The organism is Aliamphritea spongicola (assembly GCF_017051665.1).
Taxonomy (GTDB): domain Bacteria; phylum Pseudomonadota; class Gammaproteobacteria; order Pseudomonadales; family Balneatricaceae; genus Amphritea; species Amphritea spongicola.
In genome coordinates this window covers 857,284-875,229 of the sequence record NZ_JAFIDL010000001.1, presented here as the reverse complement: position 1 = coordinate 875,229, position 17,946 = coordinate 857,284, and the positions used below count along the sequence as shown (strand labels likewise).

At 51.1% G+C, this 17,946-nt stretch carries 17 protein-coding genes; 7 read left to right on the top strand and 10 right to left on the bottom strand.

Annotation, left to right across the window (positions count from 1 at the left end; genetic code table 11):
• Positions 1–55: 55 nt before the first annotated feature.
• From purB to JYB63_RS04060, 4 genes are all read right to left on the bottom strand, one after another.
• On the bottom strand, positions 56–1,420 hold the full coding sequence (purB, locus tag JYB63_RS04075; protein WP_205656522.1) for an adenylosuccinate lyase: 1,365 nt from the start codon (positions 1,418–1,420) through the stop codon (positions 56–58).
• Between the two features lie 126 nt (positions 1,421–1,546).
• Positions 1,547–2,212, bottom strand: a complete 666-nt coding sequence (hflD, locus tag JYB63_RS04070) for a high frequency lysogenization protein HflD (RefSeq protein ID WP_205656521.1) — start codon at positions 2,210–2,212, stop codon at positions 1,547–1,549.
• A 7-nt stretch (positions 2,213–2,219) separates the two neighbouring features.
• Positions 2,220–3,323, bottom strand: a complete 1,104-nt coding sequence (gene mnmA / locus JYB63_RS04065) for a tRNA 2-thiouridine(34) synthase MnmA (protein ID WP_205656520.1) — start codon at positions 3,321–3,323, stop codon at positions 2,220–2,222.
• Between the two features lie 69 nt (positions 3,324–3,392).
• Complete coding sequence (locus JYB63_RS04060; RefSeq protein ID WP_205656519.1) at positions 3,393–3,839, bottom strand: NUDIX hydrolase; 447 nt, start codon at positions 3,837–3,839, stop codon at positions 3,393–3,395.
• A gap of 116 nt (positions 3,840–3,955) precedes the next feature.
• Here JYB63_RS04060 and JYB63_RS04055 point away from each other — a divergent pair, with 116 nt between their 5' ends.
• A complete protein-coding gene (locus tag JYB63_RS04055) occupies positions 3,956–4,417 on the top strand; it encodes a molybdenum cofactor biosynthesis protein MoaE (RefSeq protein ID WP_205656518.1) in 462 nt (153 codons plus the stop codon).
• 12 nt (positions 4,418–4,429) lie between these two features.
• Here JYB63_RS04055 and JYB63_RS04050 read toward each other — a convergent pair whose 3' ends face one another.
• Positions 4,430–5,101 carry an rRNA large subunit pseudouridine synthase E gene (locus tag JYB63_RS04050; RefSeq protein WP_205656517.1) on the bottom strand — a complete coding sequence of 224 codons (672 nt, stop codon included), beginning with the start codon at positions 5,099–5,101 and terminating at the stop codon, positions 4,430–4,432.
• Positions 5,102–5,244: 143 nt separating this feature from the next.
• Between JYB63_RS04050 and icd the strand changes: the two genes are divergently transcribed.
• Positions 5,245–6,501 (top strand): NADP-dependent isocitrate dehydrogenase, encoded by a 1,257-nt coding sequence (gene icd, locus JYB63_RS04045; protein WP_205656516.1) that lies wholly within the window; start codon positions 5,245–5,247, stop codon positions 6,499–6,501.
• 84 nt (positions 6,502–6,585) lie between these two features.
• On the opposite strand, the gene JYB63_RS04040 is transcribed toward icd, so the two are convergent.
• Positions 6,586–6,822: a cold shock domain-containing protein gene (locus JYB63_RS04040; protein WP_205656515.1), complete on the bottom strand. Its 237-nt coding sequence runs from the start codon at positions 6,820–6,822 to the stop codon at positions 6,586–6,588.
• Between the two features lie 253 nt (positions 6,823–7,075).
• Here JYB63_RS04040 and clpS point away from each other — a divergent pair, with 253 nt between their 5' ends.
• Both clpS and clpA read left to right on the top strand, forming a co-directional pair.
• Entirely contained in the window at positions 7,076–7,429 is a 354-nt protein-coding gene (gene clpS / locus JYB63_RS04035; protein WP_205656514.1) for an ATP-dependent Clp protease adapter ClpS, read from the top strand.
• Positions 7,430–7,442: 13 nt separating this feature from the next.
• Positions 7,443–9,704, top strand: a complete 2,262-nt coding sequence (gene clpA, locus JYB63_RS04030) for an ATP-dependent Clp protease ATP-binding subunit ClpA (RefSeq protein WP_205656513.1) — start codon at positions 7,443–7,445, stop codon at positions 9,702–9,704.
• Positions 9,705–9,854: 150 nt separating this feature from the next.
• Here the strand turns inward: clpA and infA are convergent, their stop codons facing one another.
• The 4 genes from infA to trxB all read right to left on the bottom strand — a co-directional run bounded on the left by infA (position 9,855) and on the right by trxB (position 12,628).
• Positions 9,855–10,073, bottom strand: a complete 219-nt coding sequence (gene infA / locus JYB63_RS04025; protein WP_205656512.1) for a translation initiation factor IF-1 — start codon at positions 10,071–10,073, stop codon at positions 9,855–9,857.
• A gap of 106 nt (positions 10,074–10,179) precedes the next feature.
• Positions 10,180–10,893 (bottom strand): arginyltransferase, encoded by a 714-nt coding sequence (locus JYB63_RS04020; protein WP_205656511.1) that lies wholly within the window; start codon positions 10,891–10,893, stop codon positions 10,180–10,182.
• Positions 10,890–11,600, bottom strand: coding sequence for a leucyl/phenylalanyl-tRNA--protein transferase (gene aat, locus JYB63_RS04015; protein ID WP_205656510.1), 711 nt, complete (start codon positions 11,598–11,600; stop codon positions 10,890–10,892). The genes JYB63_RS04020 and aat overlap by 4 nt, the downstream gene beginning before the upstream one ends.
• Positions 11,601–11,680: 80 nt before the next feature.
• The gene (gene trxB / locus JYB63_RS04010) at positions 11,681–12,628 is read right to left on the bottom strand and encodes a thioredoxin-disulfide reductase (RefSeq protein ID WP_205656509.1); all 948 of its coding nucleotides are present in this window, start codon (positions 12,626–12,628) and stop codon (positions 11,681–11,683) included.
• 301 nt (positions 12,629–12,929) lie between these two features.
• On the opposite strand from trxB, the gene JYB63_RS23610 reads away from it, so the two are divergent.
• From JYB63_RS23610 to JYB63_RS03995, 3 genes are read left to right on the top strand one after another with little or no spacing between them, the layout of a single operon-like run.
• Complete coding sequence (locus JYB63_RS23610; protein WP_336510849.1) at positions 12,930–15,902, top strand: DNA translocase FtsK; 2,973 nt, start codon at positions 12,930–12,932, stop codon at positions 15,900–15,902.
• A gap of 3 nt (positions 15,903–15,905) precedes the next feature.
• Entirely contained in the window at positions 15,906–16,595 is a 690-nt protein-coding gene (gene lolA, locus JYB63_RS04000; RefSeq protein ID WP_243431796.1) for an outer membrane lipoprotein periplasmic chaperone LolA, read from the top strand.
• Entirely contained in the window at positions 16,595–17,938 is a 1,344-nt protein-coding gene (locus tag JYB63_RS03995) for a replication-associated recombination protein A (protein WP_205656508.1), read from the top strand. The genes lolA and JYB63_RS03995 overlap by 1 nt, the downstream gene beginning before the upstream one ends.
• Positions 17,939–17,946: the final 8 nt, after the last annotated feature.

The following is a 17,946-nucleotide window of genomic DNA, read 5'->3' as shown; positions in this document are numbered from 1 at the left end:
GGGCAATGGCCCTGCTTTTTTATGCATGATGCTCAGTGGCATCAACTGAGTAAACTCAGATGGCTTTAGCTTGCTCTGGTGCATTACCGATGTAGCTGTGCGGTGTCAGTTCCTTCAGCTCATCTTTCGCGCTCTGAGGCATTTCCAGAGTATCAATAAACGCCTGAATGGTCTGTTTATTCATTTCCTGGCCACGGGTCAGTGCCTTCAGTTTCTCGTACGGCTCTTCAATGCCGTAGCGGCGCATAACAGTCTGGATTGGCTCAGCCAGTACTTCCCAGGCGTTTTCCAGATCGTCGTTCAGGCGTGCAGCATTCAGTTCCAGTTTGCTGATACCTTTCAGGCTGGCCTGATAAGCAATCATGCTGTAGCCAAAACCAACACCCATGTTGCGCAGTACGGTGGAGTCAGTCAGGTCGCGCTGCCAGCGGGAGATAGGCAGTTTCGCTGCCAGGTGTTGCATGATGGCGTTTGCGATACCCAGGTTGCCTTCAGAGTTTTCGAAGTCGATCGGGTTAACCTTGTGCGGCATGGTAGATGAGCCTACTTCGCCGGCAATGGTTTTCTGCTTGAAGTAACCCTGTGAAATGTAGCCCCATACATCGCGGTCGAAGTCGATGATAATGGTGTTGAAACGGCATACTGCATCGAACATTTCTGCGATGTAGTCATGCGGCTCGATCTGTGTGGTGTAAGGGTTGAAGCTCAGGCCGAGGCTTTCTACGAATTCCTGTGCGTTCTGCGCCCAGTCTACATCCGGGTAAGCAGACAGGTGAGCATTGTAGTTGCCGACAGCACCGTTAATCTTGCCCAGAAGTTCAGCGTTTTGCAGCTGTTTGATCTGGCGCTGCAGACGGTAAGCAACGTTAGCCATTTCTTTACCGACCGTGGTTGGTGAAGCAGTCTGGCCGTGGGTACGGGACAGCATTGGCTGTTCTGCAAAATCGCGGCCCAGTTTAGCGATCTCGTCAGTAACCTGTTGCATCAGTGGTAGCATAACCGCCTGACCCTGTTTCAGCATCAGTGCGTGAGACAGGTTGTTGATGTCTTCTGACGTGCAGGCAAAGTGTACGAATTCGCTCACTGCAGCCAGCTCAGCGTTGTCCTGAATGCGTTCTTTGATCAGGTATTCAACCGCTTTAACGTCGTGGTTGGTGGTACGCTCAATTTCTTTAACGCGGTTAGCTTCAGTTTCGCCGAAGTTATCAACCAGTTGGTTCAGCACGGCGTTCGCAGCATCGCTCAGTGCCGGTACTTCAGTGATTTGTGGGTGAGCGGCCAGTTTTTGCAACCAGCGTACTTCCACTTCAACACGGGCTTTGATCAGACCGAATTCGCTGAATACCGGACGCAGGTCAGCTGTTTTACTGCCGTAGCGGCCGTCGACGGGGGAAATAGCAGTTAAAGAAGAGAGATCCATAACGAGGCATTACCTGATGAATTAAATTTTGAGCGCGAATTATAGCGAAAACGCCGGGAGAGGAAAATCCGCCCAGCGTCTTTTTACACATTCATAAGTTGCACTGGCAAGTTTTATATTGCCGGTTCAGCGTCCGGTGATATCCGTAATGGCAGGGCGAATGCGGGATTTAAAAAATAGCAGTTGCCAGCGCTTGCCACCACTCTGGCGCCACAGTACTGCGGCACGGATGCCTGCCAGTAGCAATGCACGGATCTTATCTGCGTTTTCCGCATTTTGCAGATGGCGGGGTTCGCCGGTTACCTGAATGCGGAATTTAAAGGTGCTCAGGGTATCCTGATAAAGGCTGGCCAGATTAGCAATGATCGTCGGGTGTGTCAGGGTCGCCGCGTTATCAATCAGGTTTTCCTGATCATTAAAGTATTTTGCCTGCTGTTCAATTTTTAGCAGCCGTTCAGCAATGGTATTGAGAAGCTCGGGCTGTTTATTGAGCTTCTTTTCCAGGTGCAGCAGGCTGAGGGCGTAACGGATGACGTCCTGATTCTGCTTGGAGCGGTCTTTGTCGATCAGTTCCTGCAGGTGGCGGAAGCCCGGACCGAGGTTGATCGGCAGGGCGCGTTCACCTCCGTAGATTTCTGCAGTGCTGTCCGGGTTTGTGATGAACACGCTGCGAATACAGGTTTCCAGGTTGCTTTGCTGCACCATGCCACGGGTTGCGATCTGCTCGACCAGGCTGGCTGCCTGAAACAGGCCGGCCAGCGCAATTGCCTGATTATGTGTTGCCTGTGACATGATGTGTCTAGCCTCGCTTACCGGTTGTTTCAATGACGCCGCCGCCAAGACACACTTCATCTGCGTAAAAAACGACGGACTGGCCAGGTGTGACGGCGCGTTGTGGTTCATCAAAGCGGATCAGGTAGCCACCGTTTTCACCGGCTTCTATCGTGCATGCCTGATCGTCCTGACGGTAACGGACTTTGGCTTTGCAGCGCAGTGGCAATTCAGCCGGTGCTTCTGAAATCCAGAAAATGTCGCTGGCGGTGAGCCAGTCGCTGAACAGCAGTTCGTGGGAGGTGCCCTGTACGGCGATCAGTACATTACGGTCCAGATCTTTCTCTGCAACAAACCACGGGACTTCCGGATAGTTTTTCAGGCCGCCGATGCCCAGGCCCTGACGCTGGCCGATAGTGTGATACATCAGTCCCTGGTGCTTGCCGATCACGTCGCCATCCGGGGTTTCGATGTTACCCGGTTGTGCCGGCAGGTACTGTTTCAGGAAGTCGCTGAAACGGCGTTCACCAATAAAGCAAATGCCTGTGCTGTCTTTTTTGTTGTGCGTGATCAGATCGTGTTCTTCGGCCAGGCGACGGACTTCCGGCTTTTCCAGTTCTCCCACCGGGAACAGGGTCATTGCCAGTTCTTCGCTGCCGACCTGATGCAGGAAGTAGCTCTGATCCTTGTTGTTATCCAGGCCTTTCAGCAGGCAGGCGTGCCCGTTGATATCGCTGCGGCGTACATAGTGACCGGTGGCGATTTTATCGGCACCCAGTGTCTGGGCGTATTCAAGGAAGGCCTTAAATTTAATTTCACGGTTACACAGAATGTCCGGGTTCGGTGTGCGGCCGGCTTTGTATTCTTCAAGAAAATGTTCGAAGACGTTATCCCAGTATTCAGCTGCAAAGTTTGCGGTGTGCAGGGTGAGGCCCAGCTTGTCGCAAACCGCCTGTGCATCTGCCAGATCGTCCATGGCTGTGCAATAGTCGGTACCGTCATCTTCATCCCAGTTTTTCATGAACAGGCCTTCAACCTGATAGCCCTGTTGCTGCAAAAGCAGAGCGGAAACAGATGAATCAACACCGCCGGACATGCCGACAATGACTTTGGTATTGGCGTTATTACTCATAAAAAATACTGGCTCGTAATGGCTGTGTGCAAAATTCTAATATGGGGATGCGGGTGGCAATATTAAAGCTTAATCATGGATAAAATTCAGCGGATAGCGCTGACCTTCCAGATAGTCATCAAGGCATTGCAGAACAGTTGGACTGCGCAGGTCATCCCTGCGGGCGATCAGTTCGTCATAGGTCAGCCATAAGGCTCGTTCAATGCCTGTATCCAGTTCAGCATCCGGCTGTTCTGAAATTGCCCGGGCGATAAAGGTGAAGCGGTGATATACCGTACCGTTACCCGGTGCTTTGTAAACGTACATGCCCAGAAGTGCTTCAGGCTCCACATGCCAGCCTGTTTCTTCAAGTGTTTCCCGTCTGGCTGCTTCGATGAAGCTTTCATTCGCTTCCAGGTGGCCGGCAGGCTGATTAATTACCAGTTTGTTAAGAGTAGGGGAGTGTTCCTCTACAAACAGGAAGCGTCCCTGATCTTCTACGATGGTGGCAACGGTGGCGTGTGGAGTCCAGCGCATGGGTGTAAAATATCCATATAGGTTATGACTTTTTAGGTGGACAACCTTAGCATTTCTGGTCATGCTTTTCCTGAGTTTTAAATAGTCATTTTTGTGTTTGTGGTACGGAGTTTCAGGTGGTCAGCAATATCATCAAAGTTCAGCAGGAAGATTTCGATATCAGCGGTTTAAATGCCTTAATCCGGGACGATGATGGTAGTCATGGGGCGATAGTCACCTTTACCGGTATCGTCCGGGAAATGGCCAGCGGCCCTGGGCTGCTCGCCATGGAACTTGAGCATTATCCGGGCATGACTGAGAAGTCACTGGAGAAGATTGCGTTGCAAGCCCGGGAACGCTGGGATCTGGGGTCGATCGTGATTGTTCACCGTGTCGGCAGGCTGGCGCTGAATGACAATATTGTATTTGTGGGTGTGGCCAGTCCTCACAGGGTTGCTGGTTTTGCAGCGGCTCAGTTCATTATGGATTATCTGAAGCGTGACGCGCCTTTCTGGAAAAAAGAGATTACCGAGCAGGGTGAGGCCTGGGTAGCTGCAAAGGACAGCGACCTGGAGCGTGCCGATGCCTGGGACAAATAGTTTACAGAAAAATTAACGTTTGGAATGATTGCGCCCGGCTCTGTTGCCGGGCTTTTTATTTGCACGGCTCGCTGTTTGCTTGCGGCTGTTACTGTGTCTTGACGGTGAGCGGCGGTTTGGTTTGTCTGTTTGCGTGGCAGGCAAAAAGACCGTTTCAGTGCGGCTTTCACCGGGTTTCAGGGATTCCAGCTTCCAGTCGCCAATACTGGCTCTGATCAGTCGCAGTGTCGGGAAGCCGACGGCTGCCGTCATGCGCCTTACCTGCCGGTTCTTACCTTCACTGATGGTCAGCTCAAGCCAGCTGGTAGGTTTGTTTTTACGTTCGCGGATAGGAGGATTACGGGGCCAGATATCCGGTTCGTTAATCAGTCGTGCTTTTGCCGGCCGGGTTTTTCCATCCTTCAGCTCGACACCTTCGCGCAGTTTCTTCAGAGCAGCTTCGTCAATCTCGCCTTCTACCTGTGCCCAGTAGGTTTTTGCCATTTTGAATTTAGGGTTGGCAAGCTGGTGCTGTAACTGACCGTCGTCGGTGAGAATTAATAATCCTTCGGAATCGTAATCAAGCCGGCCGGCGGCATAAACACCGGGCTGATTGATAAAGTCAGCCAGGGTGCCCCGTCCTTCGTTGTCAGTAAACTGGGTGAGCACCTGGAAGGGCTTATTAAAAAGTATGACGTTGGACATTTGTAGGACGGTAACCTGAAAACTATATTTAAATCTGACTGGACGGAAGCTGGATTCCGTATTCTTCTGTGCCGAAGCTTATGGATTAACGGCTCTGACCTGTACTCAGAATTTTCCGGACGTAAGTATACGTGGAGTAAGCTATGGCATACCAATATATTCGTGTTCCTGAGGGTGAGAAAATAACATTTACCGGCGACAACCTGATTCAGGTGCCTGACCGGCCGGTGATTCCGTTTATCGAAGGCGACGGGATCGGAACAGATGTATCGCCGGTAATGATTGAGGTTGTTGATGCTGCGGTAAAGCAGGCTTATGGCGGCAGTAAGAAAATAGCCTGGATGGAGGTGTATGCAGGCGAGAAGGCGACGCAGGTTTATGATCAGGACACCTGGTTGCCGGATGAGACATTGCAGGCATTTAAGGAATTTGCAGTAGGCATTAAAGGCCCCCTGACGACACCGGTAGGCGGGGGAATCCGTTCACTGAATGTTGCCCTGCGTCAGGAGCTGGATTTGTATGTGTGCCAGCGTCCGGTGCGCTGGTTCCAGGGCGTGCCCAGTCCGGTGGTGAATCCCGGTGATGTTGATATGGTGATTTATCGGGAGAATTCCGAAGATATTTATGCCGGCGTTGAATGGCAGGCGGGTACCGCTGAGGCGCAAAAAGTCATCGATTTTCTGCAGCAGGAAATGGGGGTTACCAAAATCCGCTTTGATCAGATGTGCGGTATAGGCATTAAACCGGTTTCAGAAGAAGGTACCAAGCGCCTGGTGCGTAAGGCGTTACAGTATTGCGTGGATAATGATCGAAGGTCTCTCACGCTGGTCCATAAAGGCAATATCATGAAGTTTACTGAAGGTGCTTTTAAGGAGTGGGGTTACGAACTGGCGAAAGAAGAGTTTGGTGCGCAGCTTATGGATGGAGGCCCGTGGATGAGTTTCAGAAATCCGGACAGCGGGCGTGAGATAGTGGTTAAAGATGTCATTGCGGATGCAATGTTGCAGCAGATATTGCTGAGGCCAGCTGAATATGATGTTGTTGCGACCCTGAATCTTAATGGTGATTATCTTTCAGATGCGCTGGCTGCAGAAGTGGGTGGTATTGGTATTGCACCCGGTGCCAATTTGTCTGACCGGGTTGCTATCTTTGAGGCGACTCACGGCACGGCGCCAAAATATGCCGGTAAGGATATGGTTAATCCAGGGTCGATTATCCTCTCTGCCGAAATGATGCTGCGTCATCTTGGCTGGCTTGAGGCGGCTGATCTGATCATTAAAGGGATGGATGGTGCTATTGCGGCTAAAACTGTTACCTATGACTTTGAGCGTCTGATGGACGGCGCGACTAAGGTTTCCAGCTCAGGTTTCGGCGAGGCAATTATCAACCATATGGGGTGAGGGCAGGTATGGCGCTGATTTAGAATCGGGCACAAAAAAGGCAGCGTAAGCTGCCTTTTATCGTTTGAAGTGGTAGGAAGTTGCTTATGAATTTTCCGCTTCTTCCAGTGCCGTAACTTCAATAGGTTTGATGTTGATCGCGTGAATACCCTTAGGACCCGGTGTCGTCTCAAAACTCACTTCCTGGCCAGCTTTTAAGCTTTTGTAGCCATCGATCAGAATGACCGAGTAGTGAGCAAATAAGTCTTCATCATGTTCTTGCGATATAATAAATCCAAAGCCTTTGGCGTTATTGAACCACTTGACTTTCCCTGTGTACATTGGTGTCCCCCAATTTCCGATTAAAACTGTGACCCTAAGCTCCGTGGGTCTGTTAACTGAACGACCTCTGTTGATACAATGTACTACAGCTGAGGTGCTTCCATGTTTCTGAAAATGTCTCGCAGGGACTACCGATACAACAAATTTATTATTCCTCCTGCAAAAAAAATTATAACATTCTTCGGACTTAGACGAGCATTACAAGACTCCCCATTATGAGATATAAAAATTGGTAAATATTGTGAAATGTGATATGCGTCATTTACAAGCAGCAATCCGTTGCTCTGCCGACGATCAGGATCCACATGATCATGGTACCGGCGTAGTCGAAGAGGTTGCAAAGCCTGAACTAAAACGTCCTTCAATGTACCAAGTACTATTGATGAACGATGACTATACTCCGATGGACTTTGTGGTGGAAATACTAATGGTTTTTTTCTCTATGAATCAAGAAAAAGCCACACAAGTTATGTTAACGGTCCATACTAAGGGTAAAGCTGTGTGCGGTGTATATACCCGGGATGTCGCAGAAACAAAAGCAACACAGGTGAATCAGTACGCTAAGGAGAGTAAGCACCCGTTGCTGTGTGAAGTCGAGCAAGCGTAGCGGAGCGATAATTATGTTGAATAAAGAATTAGAAGATACGCTAAGTGTGGCTTTTAATAGTGCTCGTGCAAAACGTCATGAATTTATGACGGTTGAGCATCTGTTGCTGGCTTTGTTAGATAATTCAGAGGCCCATTCTGTATTGCAGGCATGTGGCGTAGATGTAGATAAGTTAAGAGTCTCCCTGTCATCTTTTATTGAAGATACCACCCCGTTACTGCCGGATAACATCCCGGACCTTGAAACCCAGCCTACGCTTGGTTTTCAGCGTGTGCTTCAGCGGGCGGTATTCCATGTACAGTCTTCCGGTAAGTCTGAAGTAACCGGCGCTAATGTGCTGGTGGCTATATTCAGTGAGCAGGAAAGTCAGGCTGTGTATGTTCTGCAGCAACAGGGCATTGAACGAATTGATATCGTTAATTATATCTCTCACGGTATTTCCAAAGTTTCTGATTCAGAAGAGCCGCCTGCGCTGGATGATCTCAGTGAAGCGAACCCTTCCACTGAGAAAGATAAGAGCCCGCTGGCGAATTATGCGGTGAATCTTAATAAAGAGGCGGAAGCGGGTAATATTGATCCGCTGGTTGGCCGTGATGATGAGATTGAGCGGGTAGTACAGATTCTGTCCCGCCGTCGTAAGAATAATCCGTTGCTGGTGGGTGAAGCCGGTGTCGGTAAAACAGCCATTGCTGAAGGTCTTGCAAAGTTAATCATCGAAGGCTCGGTTCCGGAAGTGATTTCCGAGAGCACGGTGTATTCTCTGGATCTTGGTGCATTGCTGGCCGGTACTAAATACCGCGGTGATTTCGAGAAGCGCCTTAAAGGCCTGCTGAATGAAATCCGTAAGCTGGACCATGCGATCCTGTTTATTGATGAGATACATACCATTATCGGTGCGGGTGCTGCTTCCGGCGGTTCCATGGATGCTTCCAATTTGCTCAAGCCTTTGCTGAGTTCCGGTCAGTTACGCTGTATCGGTTCTACAACCTTCCAGGAATTCCGCGGCATCTTCGAAAAAGACCGTGCACTGGCGCGCCGTTTCCAGAAGGTAGATGTGCTTGAGCCGTCGGTCGATGATACTTACCGCATTCTGCAGGGGCTGCGCAGCCGTTTCGAAGAGCATCATGAAATCTCTTATACTGATAATGCGCTTCGGGTCGCTTCAGAGCTGGCTGACCGTTACATCAATGATAAACATATGCCGGATAAGGCAATCGATGTGATCGATGAAGCCGGTGCCTATCAGCGCCTGGTGCCTGAAGATAAACGTGCCGAGCTGATCGATGTGGCTGAAGTAGAAAGTGTGGTTGCCAAGATTGCCCGTATTCCGGTAAACAACGTGACCGCTTCAGATAAAGAACAGCTGAAGAAGCTGGATAAGAATCTGAAGATGGTTGTATTGGGGCAGGATCAGGCAATCGATACGTTGTCTGCGGCTATTAAGTTGTCCCGTGCGGGCCTTAAAGAGCCGAATAAGCCAGTAGGTTCATTCCTGTTCTCTGGTCCTACCGGTGTGGGTAAAACGGAGGTAACTACTCAGTTGGCCCGTATCATGGGTATCGAGCTGATTCGCTTTGATATGTCGGAGTACATGGAGCGCCATACGGTTTCCCGTCTGATCGGTGCACCACCGGGATATGTTGGCTATGACCAGGGCGGTCTGCTGACTGAAGCGGTTACCAAGTCTCCGCATTCTGTATTGCTGCTGGATGAGATTGAAAAGGCCCATCCGGAAGTCTTCAACTTGCTGTTACAGGTAATGGATAACGGTACCCTGACGGATAACAACGGCCGTAAGGCGGATTTCCGTAACGTTATATTGGTAATGACCACCAATGCCGGTGTTGAACAGATGAGCCGTGCCTCAATCGGCTTTACGCATCAGGACCATACCACTGACGGTATGGAGGCTATTAAGAAGATGTTCACCCCTGAATTCCGTAACCGTCTGGACGGTATTATTCAGTTCAAGGCGCTGCCGATGGATGTTATTAAAGGTGTGGTTGATAAGTTCCTTACCGAGCTGCAGGTTCAGCTTGATGATAAGGGCGTTCAGCTTAATATCGATGATGCAGCCCGCACCTGGCTGGCTGAGAAGGGCTATGATGAAACCATGGGTGCCCGTCCGATGCAGCGTCTGATTCAGGAGCAGTTGAAGAAGCCGCTGGCGGAAATGATTCTGTTTGGCGAATTGTCTGAAGAGGGCGGTGAAGTCGAAATCAGCGTTGATGATAACAATGAGCTGGTGCTTGATGTGGTGGCAGCAATGGCTTAATTGCTGTTGCTCCGCTGGCAAAGCCAGGACATAAAAAAACCGCTTGTGAGAACAAGCGGTTTTTTTTATTAAGGTCGGCGCTGGCGGACAGCTATTGATGCTTCAGTAAACAGCAGTTAGCTAATAAGTTGCAGAGCCGGAAAACCGTAATTAGCGGGCGCGGTAGGTGATGCGGCCTTTGGTCAGATCGTAAGGTGTCAGCTCAACTTTTACCTTATCGCCGGTCAGGATGCGGATGTAGTTTTTACGCATTTTGCCGGAGATATGTGCAGTCACAACGTGACCGTTTTCAAGTTCTACGCGAAACATGGTGTTAGGCAGTGTGTCGGTGACAACGCCTTCCATTTCAATACTATCTTCTTTGGACATTCAGTACCTACCTAGGTTGCTAATATTTGAAGCGCCGTATTTTGCCTCATTTGTCTGGTATATCAAAGAGATTTCTCTGCATATTCTTTGCATATGTCGATTTGGATCATACATCTACGTTTAACCACTCCCCCTGCAGCAACATTTCCAGTGGTCGGAAGCTGGTTTTGTATGACATTTTCTGGCAATCGCGCACCCAGTAACCCAGATAAAGATAGTCTTTATCCTGGCGAAGTACCTCTTCAATCTGCCATAAAATTGCATAGCTACCGAGGCTGCGGCGGGTCTGTTCCGGATCGAAAAACGTATAGATCGCAGACAACCCCTGTATCAGGTCATCAATCACCGCGATGCCGATCAGCTGCTTATCCGGCAGTCTGAATTCGATAAAGCATCCCTGTTGCTGGCTTTCTACCAGAAAGGTACTGAACTGGCTCTGGCTGGGAGGGTACATATCGCCATCAGCGTGCCTGGCCTCAATGTAACGGGCATACAGATCATAGTATTCATCGGTAAAGCGGGTGGCTGACTGGCTTACCCGTAAATCTTTGTTACGGTTCCAGATTCGTTGCTGGCTTTTGCTGCGGTGAAACTCCCTGACAGGAATACGCACAGAAATACATGCCTGACAGTGGTTACAGTAAGGGCGGTAAATATGTTTGCCGCTGCGTCTGAAGCCAAGATCGGATAGCTGGCTGTAGGCATCAGTGGCAATGATTTCGTGGGGGTCCACAAACAGTGTTTTTGCCTGAACGCCGTCCAGATAGCTGCATTCATGTTCCGGCGTAGTATAGAAGTGTAACGTTTTGAGATTCGTCACTGGCTGCTCACTATGTCGTCTGTTGCCAAATCGAATTGCCAGGAATGTGTGCAGGGCATATCCAGATAGCGATCAAGGTATTGCTTAAATTCCGTTCTGGGGATGACCTCTGCTCCCAGGCTCGCCAGGTGATCGTTATAAACCTGACAGTCAATTAAAGCATAGCCCCATTTTTGCAGTTGTTTGGCAAAAAATACGTATGCAATTTTCGACGCATCCGTGCGGCGGCTGAACATGGATTCACCGAAAAACAGTTTGCCGATGGCAATGCCGTAGAGGCCGCCGACCAGTTGGCCGTCTTCCCGAACCTCCACAGAGTGTGCGTGCCCCAGCCGGTGAAGATTGATATATGCCTGCTGAATGTCTTCAGTGATCCAGGTTTCCGGCTGGCCGGGTCTCGGTTCAGCGCAGGCTTTTATGACTGCAGCGAAGTCGTTATCAAAACTGACGTCAAAGCCCTCGCGGCGTATGCGTTTGCGCAGGCTTTTGGACAAATGGATGGCTTCAGGACGCATCACGCAGCGGGGATTGGGAGACCACCAGAGAATAGGCTCATCATCGGCAAACCAGGGGAAGATGCCCTGACGGTAAGCACTTAAAAGTCTTTCCGGGCTGAGGTCGGCGCCGGCAGCAAGCAGGCCGTTGGGTTCTTCCAGTGCTTCTTCAATTGGCGGGAAGCTGCATTCGGGTGTAAGCCAGGGAATCATGGTGAGGCTATAAATCCTGATTAAAAAATAACGGCGTCCTGAAAGACGCCGTTAATGTATAGCAAAAGGCCTGATAAAGATCAGTTATCCAGGAAGGTTTCTGCGTCCAGAGCCGCCATGCAGCCAAAGCCTGCAGATGTGATTGCCTGACGGTACACGTGGTCTGCAACATCGCCGGCGGCGAAAATGCCAGGAATGGATGTTTGTGTCGCGTTACCACTGGTGCCGGAGTTGATGGTCAGGTAGCCATCTTTCATATCCAGCTGGCCTTCGAAAATGCCGGTGTTTGGCTGGTGGCCAATGGCAATGAATACACCTTCCAGTTCCAGATCCTGAGTACTGTCATCCAGTTTGTTTTTAATCCGGATGCCGGTAACACCCATCTCATCGCCCAGTACTTCATCCAGAGTGTTATTCCAGATGATGTTGATGTTGCCGTTTTCAGCACGGTCGAGCACTTTATCCTGAAGGATTTTTTCGGCGCTGAAGCTGTCACGACGGTGGATCAGCGTGACTTCTGCTGCGATGTTAGACAGGTACAGTGCTTCTTCAACGGCAGTGTTACCACCGCCAACGACGGCTACTTTTTTGCCCCGGTAGAAAAAGCCGTCGCAGGTGGCACAGGCGCTGACACCTTTGCCCATAAAGGCTTCTTCTGATGGCAGGCCAAGATATTTGGCCGATGCCCCGGTCGCAATGATCAGTGCGTCACAGGTGTATTCACCCATGTCGCCCACCAGGCGGAAAGGGCGTTGAGTGAGTTCGGTAGTGTGGATGTGATCGAACAGTACCTGGGTATCAAACCGTTCAGCGTGGGCCTGCATACGCTGCATAAGTTCAGGTCCCTGTACGCCGTCAACATCGCCGGGCCAGTTATCGACGTCAGTGGTGGTTGTCAGCTGACCGCCGGCCTGCATACCGGTAATGACGACCGGGTTAAGGTTAGCGCGGGCTGCATATACAGCAGCGGTGTAACCGGCCGGACCTGAACCAAGGATAATAAGGCGGTGATGTTGTACTTCACTCATAAGAAACGTCCACTCAGATAGCTGGGTAAAAGCCAGGGTTAAGTCAGGCAGGATAAAGAACGTGTTACAAATGTGCCTGAGGCCGTTCAGCCGGTCATGATTCCGGCGGATAATCTGGCATAAAATCAGTGGCCTATTATGCCTGTTTTCCGTTTCGAGACAAATTGTCCGTCATCAATTCCGCCGATGGTCATAAAACACCTGTTTAAGTGCTAATTAATTACCGCAGGCTGTGGGGCTGGCGGCGCAATTATGCTATTTTTCCGGTATATGTTTTATGTTTGTGTGTGAGGGAATTTCGTTGAGTCAAAACAATCAGTTAAGCACCGAATCTTTTACAGATCTTGTCGCCCGGGTGATGAAAGAAGGCGGCATCATACTCTGGATCGGTTTAGCTGTTTTTATGCAGTTAGCGATGTTTGGCTATGACAGGCGTGATTCCGGCTGGTCACATTTAGGCTATCAGCCTGAAGCGCGAAATTTTACCGGACAAACCGGTGCCTGGCTGGCGGACCTGCTGTTCTCCATGGTGGGTGTGGCTGCCTGGATTGTTCCCGCGCTGCTGGTCTATCCGGCGATTAAATTTTTCTTCCGTAAACAGGCAACACTGATAGATGCCATTCCGTTTGTGATGGTGCGTTTAGTTGGCCTGGTACTGTTTCTGTGTTGTCTGGCGACGCTGGCTGCCACGCATCTTTCCAATGCCGGTGATACTTTACCGTTCAGTATGGGCGGCGTGATTGGTCAGGCTATTTCTGATCTGACTGTCAGCCTGTTCAGTCTGGTGGGTGGCACCGTTGTTCTGTGGACGCTGCTGTTATTTGCCCTGACGTTGTTTCTTGAAGTGTCCTGGGTGGCGGTGCTTGAAGGTATGGGGCGTTTTGCCCTTAATCTGACAGACAAAGTGTTAGGCCGTGACGTCGCCAGTGATGATGTTGTTCAGGAACATGCAGCTGTTGATTCTGAAATTGCCTATCAGCCTGAAATGGTTGCCAAACCACTACCGATCGTTGAAGAGCCGCCGGTACAGGAAACGCCGGTATCCGAATCAGAGTTTATGATTGAAGAGCGCCCGTCGGTACTGGATAAACTGAAGTCACTGTTTTCCCGCAAGCGGGCAGATACTGAAGTCGATGAATATGTAACTGATGATGGCACTGACTTGCAGGGTGGTGGACGTCGCGAGCCAAGCTTTAATCTGGAGCAGACCCAGGCTGCTGATGTTAACGATCCTTTGTTTGCGCCCCTTGATCAACAACCACGCCGTGCTGAACAGCAACAGGATCTGAACTTGCGACTGGAACCTGCAGCATCCCGTCGACCGGCTGATGCGCGGCCGCCATCACAGCGTTCGCAACCAGTGGCAGAGCAGGCGCCACAACCGGTAGGGGATATTCTGCAACGGGCAGTGCCGCAGCGGGAGGCCGTACCTACTCAGGATGCGCTTAGTCGCCCGGAATCGCTTGCACCCCGTCAGCCTGCCGTTCAGCCAAGTGCTCAGCAAGCTGCACAGCCAACAGTTCAGCGGACTGAAGCAGCCCGTCAGGCTGCGCCGGCTGAAGCTGAGATTGATCCGGATTCTGTGCCAATCGTGGGTATGGAAACTGCTGCGCCGACTGCGCCTGTTGCCGCAACTGCTCAGCAGGCTGCTTATGCTGACAGTGAGCAGCGTAAGGGTGTGAAAATTGTACCGCTGTCAGAAGCGCATGTGCCTATGAAGGATAACGAACTTGGGCTTGATAAGGCGGCAATGACCAAACGCCGCCAGCCGCGCCGTAAAATTCCTTCAATGGATCTGATGGATCCGCCTGAACTGAAGCAGGAACACTGTTATACCGATGAGCAGCTGGAACAGATGTCCCGTTTGCTGGAAAGCAAGCTGAAAGACTTTGGCATTGTGGCCGAAGTGGTTGAAGTGAACCCTGGTCCGGTTATCACCCGTTTTGAGTTGCAGCCAGCACCGGGTGTGAAAGCCAGTCGTATTACTAATTTAGCGAAAGATCTGGCCCGCTCCATGGCCGTGATGAGCGTGCGGGTGGTTGAGGTTATTGCCGGTAAGTCGGTCATCGGTATAGAGATTCCAAACGAAGAGCGCCAGATGGTGCGCCTCAGTGAAGTACTGAATTCCAAACCGTATATTGAGGCGTCCTCCAAGCTAACGCTGGGGCTGGGTAACGATATTGCAGGTAACCCGGTTGTTGCTAACCTGGCGAAGATGCCTCACCTGCTGGTGGCAGGTACCACCGGTTCCGGTAAGTCAGTCGGGGTTAATGCCATGTTGCTTAGCCTGTTGTACAAGGCGACTCCGGAAGAAGTGCGTCTGATGTTGGTTGACCCGAAGATGCTTGAGCTTTCAATTTATGAAGGTATCCCGCACCTGCTGGCACCGGTGATCACCGATATGAAAGAAGCTGCCGGTGGTTTGCGCTGGTGTGTGGCGGAGATGGAACGCCGTTACCGGATTATGGCCAAGATGGGCGTGCGTAATATTGCCGGCTTTAACGATAAGTTGCAGGAAGCCCGGGACCGTGGTGAACCGCTTCTCGACCCACTGTGGAATCCGGAAGAAGAGGGGCTGCCGGCGGATTCGCCAGCACCTTATCTGGAATCTTTCCCATACATCGTGGTCTGTATCGATGAGTTTGCTGACATGATGATGGTCGTGGGTAAGAAGGTTGAAGAGCTGATTGCCCGTATCGCTCAGAAAGCACGGGCAGCCGGTATTCACCTGATTCTGGCAACCCAGCGGCCGTCTGTTGATGTTATAACCGGCCTGATCAAGGCCAACGTACCGACCCGGATAGGCTTCCAGGTCTCCTCAAAAATTGATTCACGGACGATTCTGGACCAAAGCGGTGCCGAGCATTTGCTGGGTAACGGTGACATGCTCTATCTGCCGGCTGGCAGCAGCCTGCCGAACCGTGTTCACGGTGCGTTTGTCAGTGATGATGAAGTGCACCGGGTGGTGGAAGCCTGGAAGAAGATTGGCAGCCCTGAATACCTGATTCACGATCTGTCTGAAATGGTCGAAGGTGGTGGCAGTGGTGGCGGTAGCTTTGGTGGCGATGATGAGCAGGACGCTTTGTACGATGAAGCGGTGGCCTTTGTGACAGAGACCCGTAAAGCGTCGATTTCATCGGTACAGCGCCGGTTGAAGATCGGTTATAACCGTGCAGCAAGAATGATAGAAACAATGGAAGCGGCAGGCGTAATTTCCAGCGCCGGCAGTAATGGTGCCCGTGAGGTGCTGGCGCCGCCTCCGCCTAAGGATTAATGCATGTTAAATACGTTTGTAAAACGCGGTATGCAGCTGGCCGGTGCCGTGGCACTGGCGGGTTGGGTGGGATTTGCTTCAGCGGAAGCGGATCTGAATAAAGATGCCAGCGCTGAGCTGCAGGGGTTATTAAGCAGTTTTAACAGCCTGAGCGCTGAGTTTGAGCAAGTTTCAGTGGCCGGTGACAGTCGCCGTACTGAACAGTCCCGCGGGGAGCTGGTGGTTGCTAAACCTGATCGCTTCAGCTGGCTGGCGAAGGAGCCATTTCCGCAACAGATTATCAGCGATGGTGAATACATCTGGATTTATGATCCGGACCTTGAGCAGGCAACCCGTAAAAAGGCCGATCAGCAAAATGCCGGTGTGCCGGCGCTGATTCTCAATGGTCAGGTTGATGAGCTGCGCGAGACTTACAAAATCCGCCTGATTCATGAAGAAGGTGATAATAAGCTGTTTGAGCTGCTGCCGAAAAGTGATCAGGAAATTTTCACCCGGGTACGGCTGCTCTTTACTGAAGGCGTGATTGCTGAGTTACAACTGGAAGATTCTCTGGGTCAGCGCAGCTCAGTTCAGTTTTTTGAGCAGCAGCTGAATCCTGTTATCAGTGAATCTCAGTTCCGTTTTGATGTTCCCGAAGGTACTGACGTAATGTACGATCACGGCGCAGAAAACGGTATTGACGGAGCGAATTAATGGCAGATCTGTTCAGCGATCTGGAAAATGATGCCTATCAGCCACTGGCGGCAAGAATGCGGCCAGTGAAGCTGGCTGATTATTGTGGACAGCAGCACCTTCTGGGGGACGACAAGCCGCTGCGTAAGGCGCTTGAGCAGGGCGCTGTGCACTCAATGATTCTCTGGGGGCCGCCCGGAGTGGGTAAAACCACGCTGGCCAAGCTGCTGGCGCATCATGTGGATGCGCACTTTATCATTTTGTCTGCAGTGCTGAGCGGGGTTAAGGATATCCGTGCAGCGGTAGATCAGGCACAGCAGGTAAAGGCCCAGTCAGGTCGCAAAACGATTCTGTTTGTCGACGAGGTGCACCGCTTCAATAAATCCCAGCAGGATGCTTTCCTGCCGTACATTGAAGATGGCACTTTTATTTTTGTCGGTGCCACCACTGAAAACCCTTCATTTGAATTAAACAACGCACTGTTGTCACGGGCGCGGGTGTATTTGCTGCGCAGCCTGAATGACAGTGATATTTTGCAATTGCTGGAAAGGGCCATTAATGACCCTGATAAAGGGGTGTCCCAGCAACCGCTTATTTTCGGCGAAGGTGCGCTGAATAAGCTGGCTCAGGCTGCTGACGGCGATGGCCGCCGCGGTCTGAATCTGCTGGAAATAGCCGCCGACCTCGCTGAGCATCGGCCTGACGGTTATCACGTCGACCAGGCAGTTATCGAAGAAGTCCTAAAATCCAGCGCCCGTCGTTATGACAAACAGGGCGACCTGTTTTACGACATGATTTCTGCATTTCATAAATCCGTGCGGGGCTCTTCACCGGACGGTGCCCTCTACTGGTATTGCCGGATGCTGGATGGCGGTTGTGATCCTCTTTATGTGGCCCGTCGGCTGGTGGCGATTGCTTCCGAAGATATCGGTAATGCGGATCCCCGGGCGATGCAGGTTGCTCTGTCAGCCTGGGATGCATTTGAGCGTGTCGGCCCGGCAGAAGGTGAAAGGGCGATTGCTCAGGCGGCTATCTACTGTGCCAGTGCGCCTAAAAGTAATGCGGTGTATATGGCATTTAATCAGGCGAAGGCAGATGTTCGTGAAGATCCTGGCTATGAAGTGCCGGAACATTTGCGTAATGCGCCAACAAGCCTGATGGCTGATCTGGGTTATGGTGCTGAGTATCGTTATGCTCATAATGAACCTGAAGCCTATGCGGCTGGCGAAAATTACCTGCCGGAAGAAATTGCCCAGCGTCGCTACTATCACCCGGAACCCCGCGGGCTGGAAATTAAAATTGCCGACAAGCTTGAATACCTGCGTGCACTGGATGCTGCCAGTGATAAACAGCGCTACCGTTAAGGAGACAG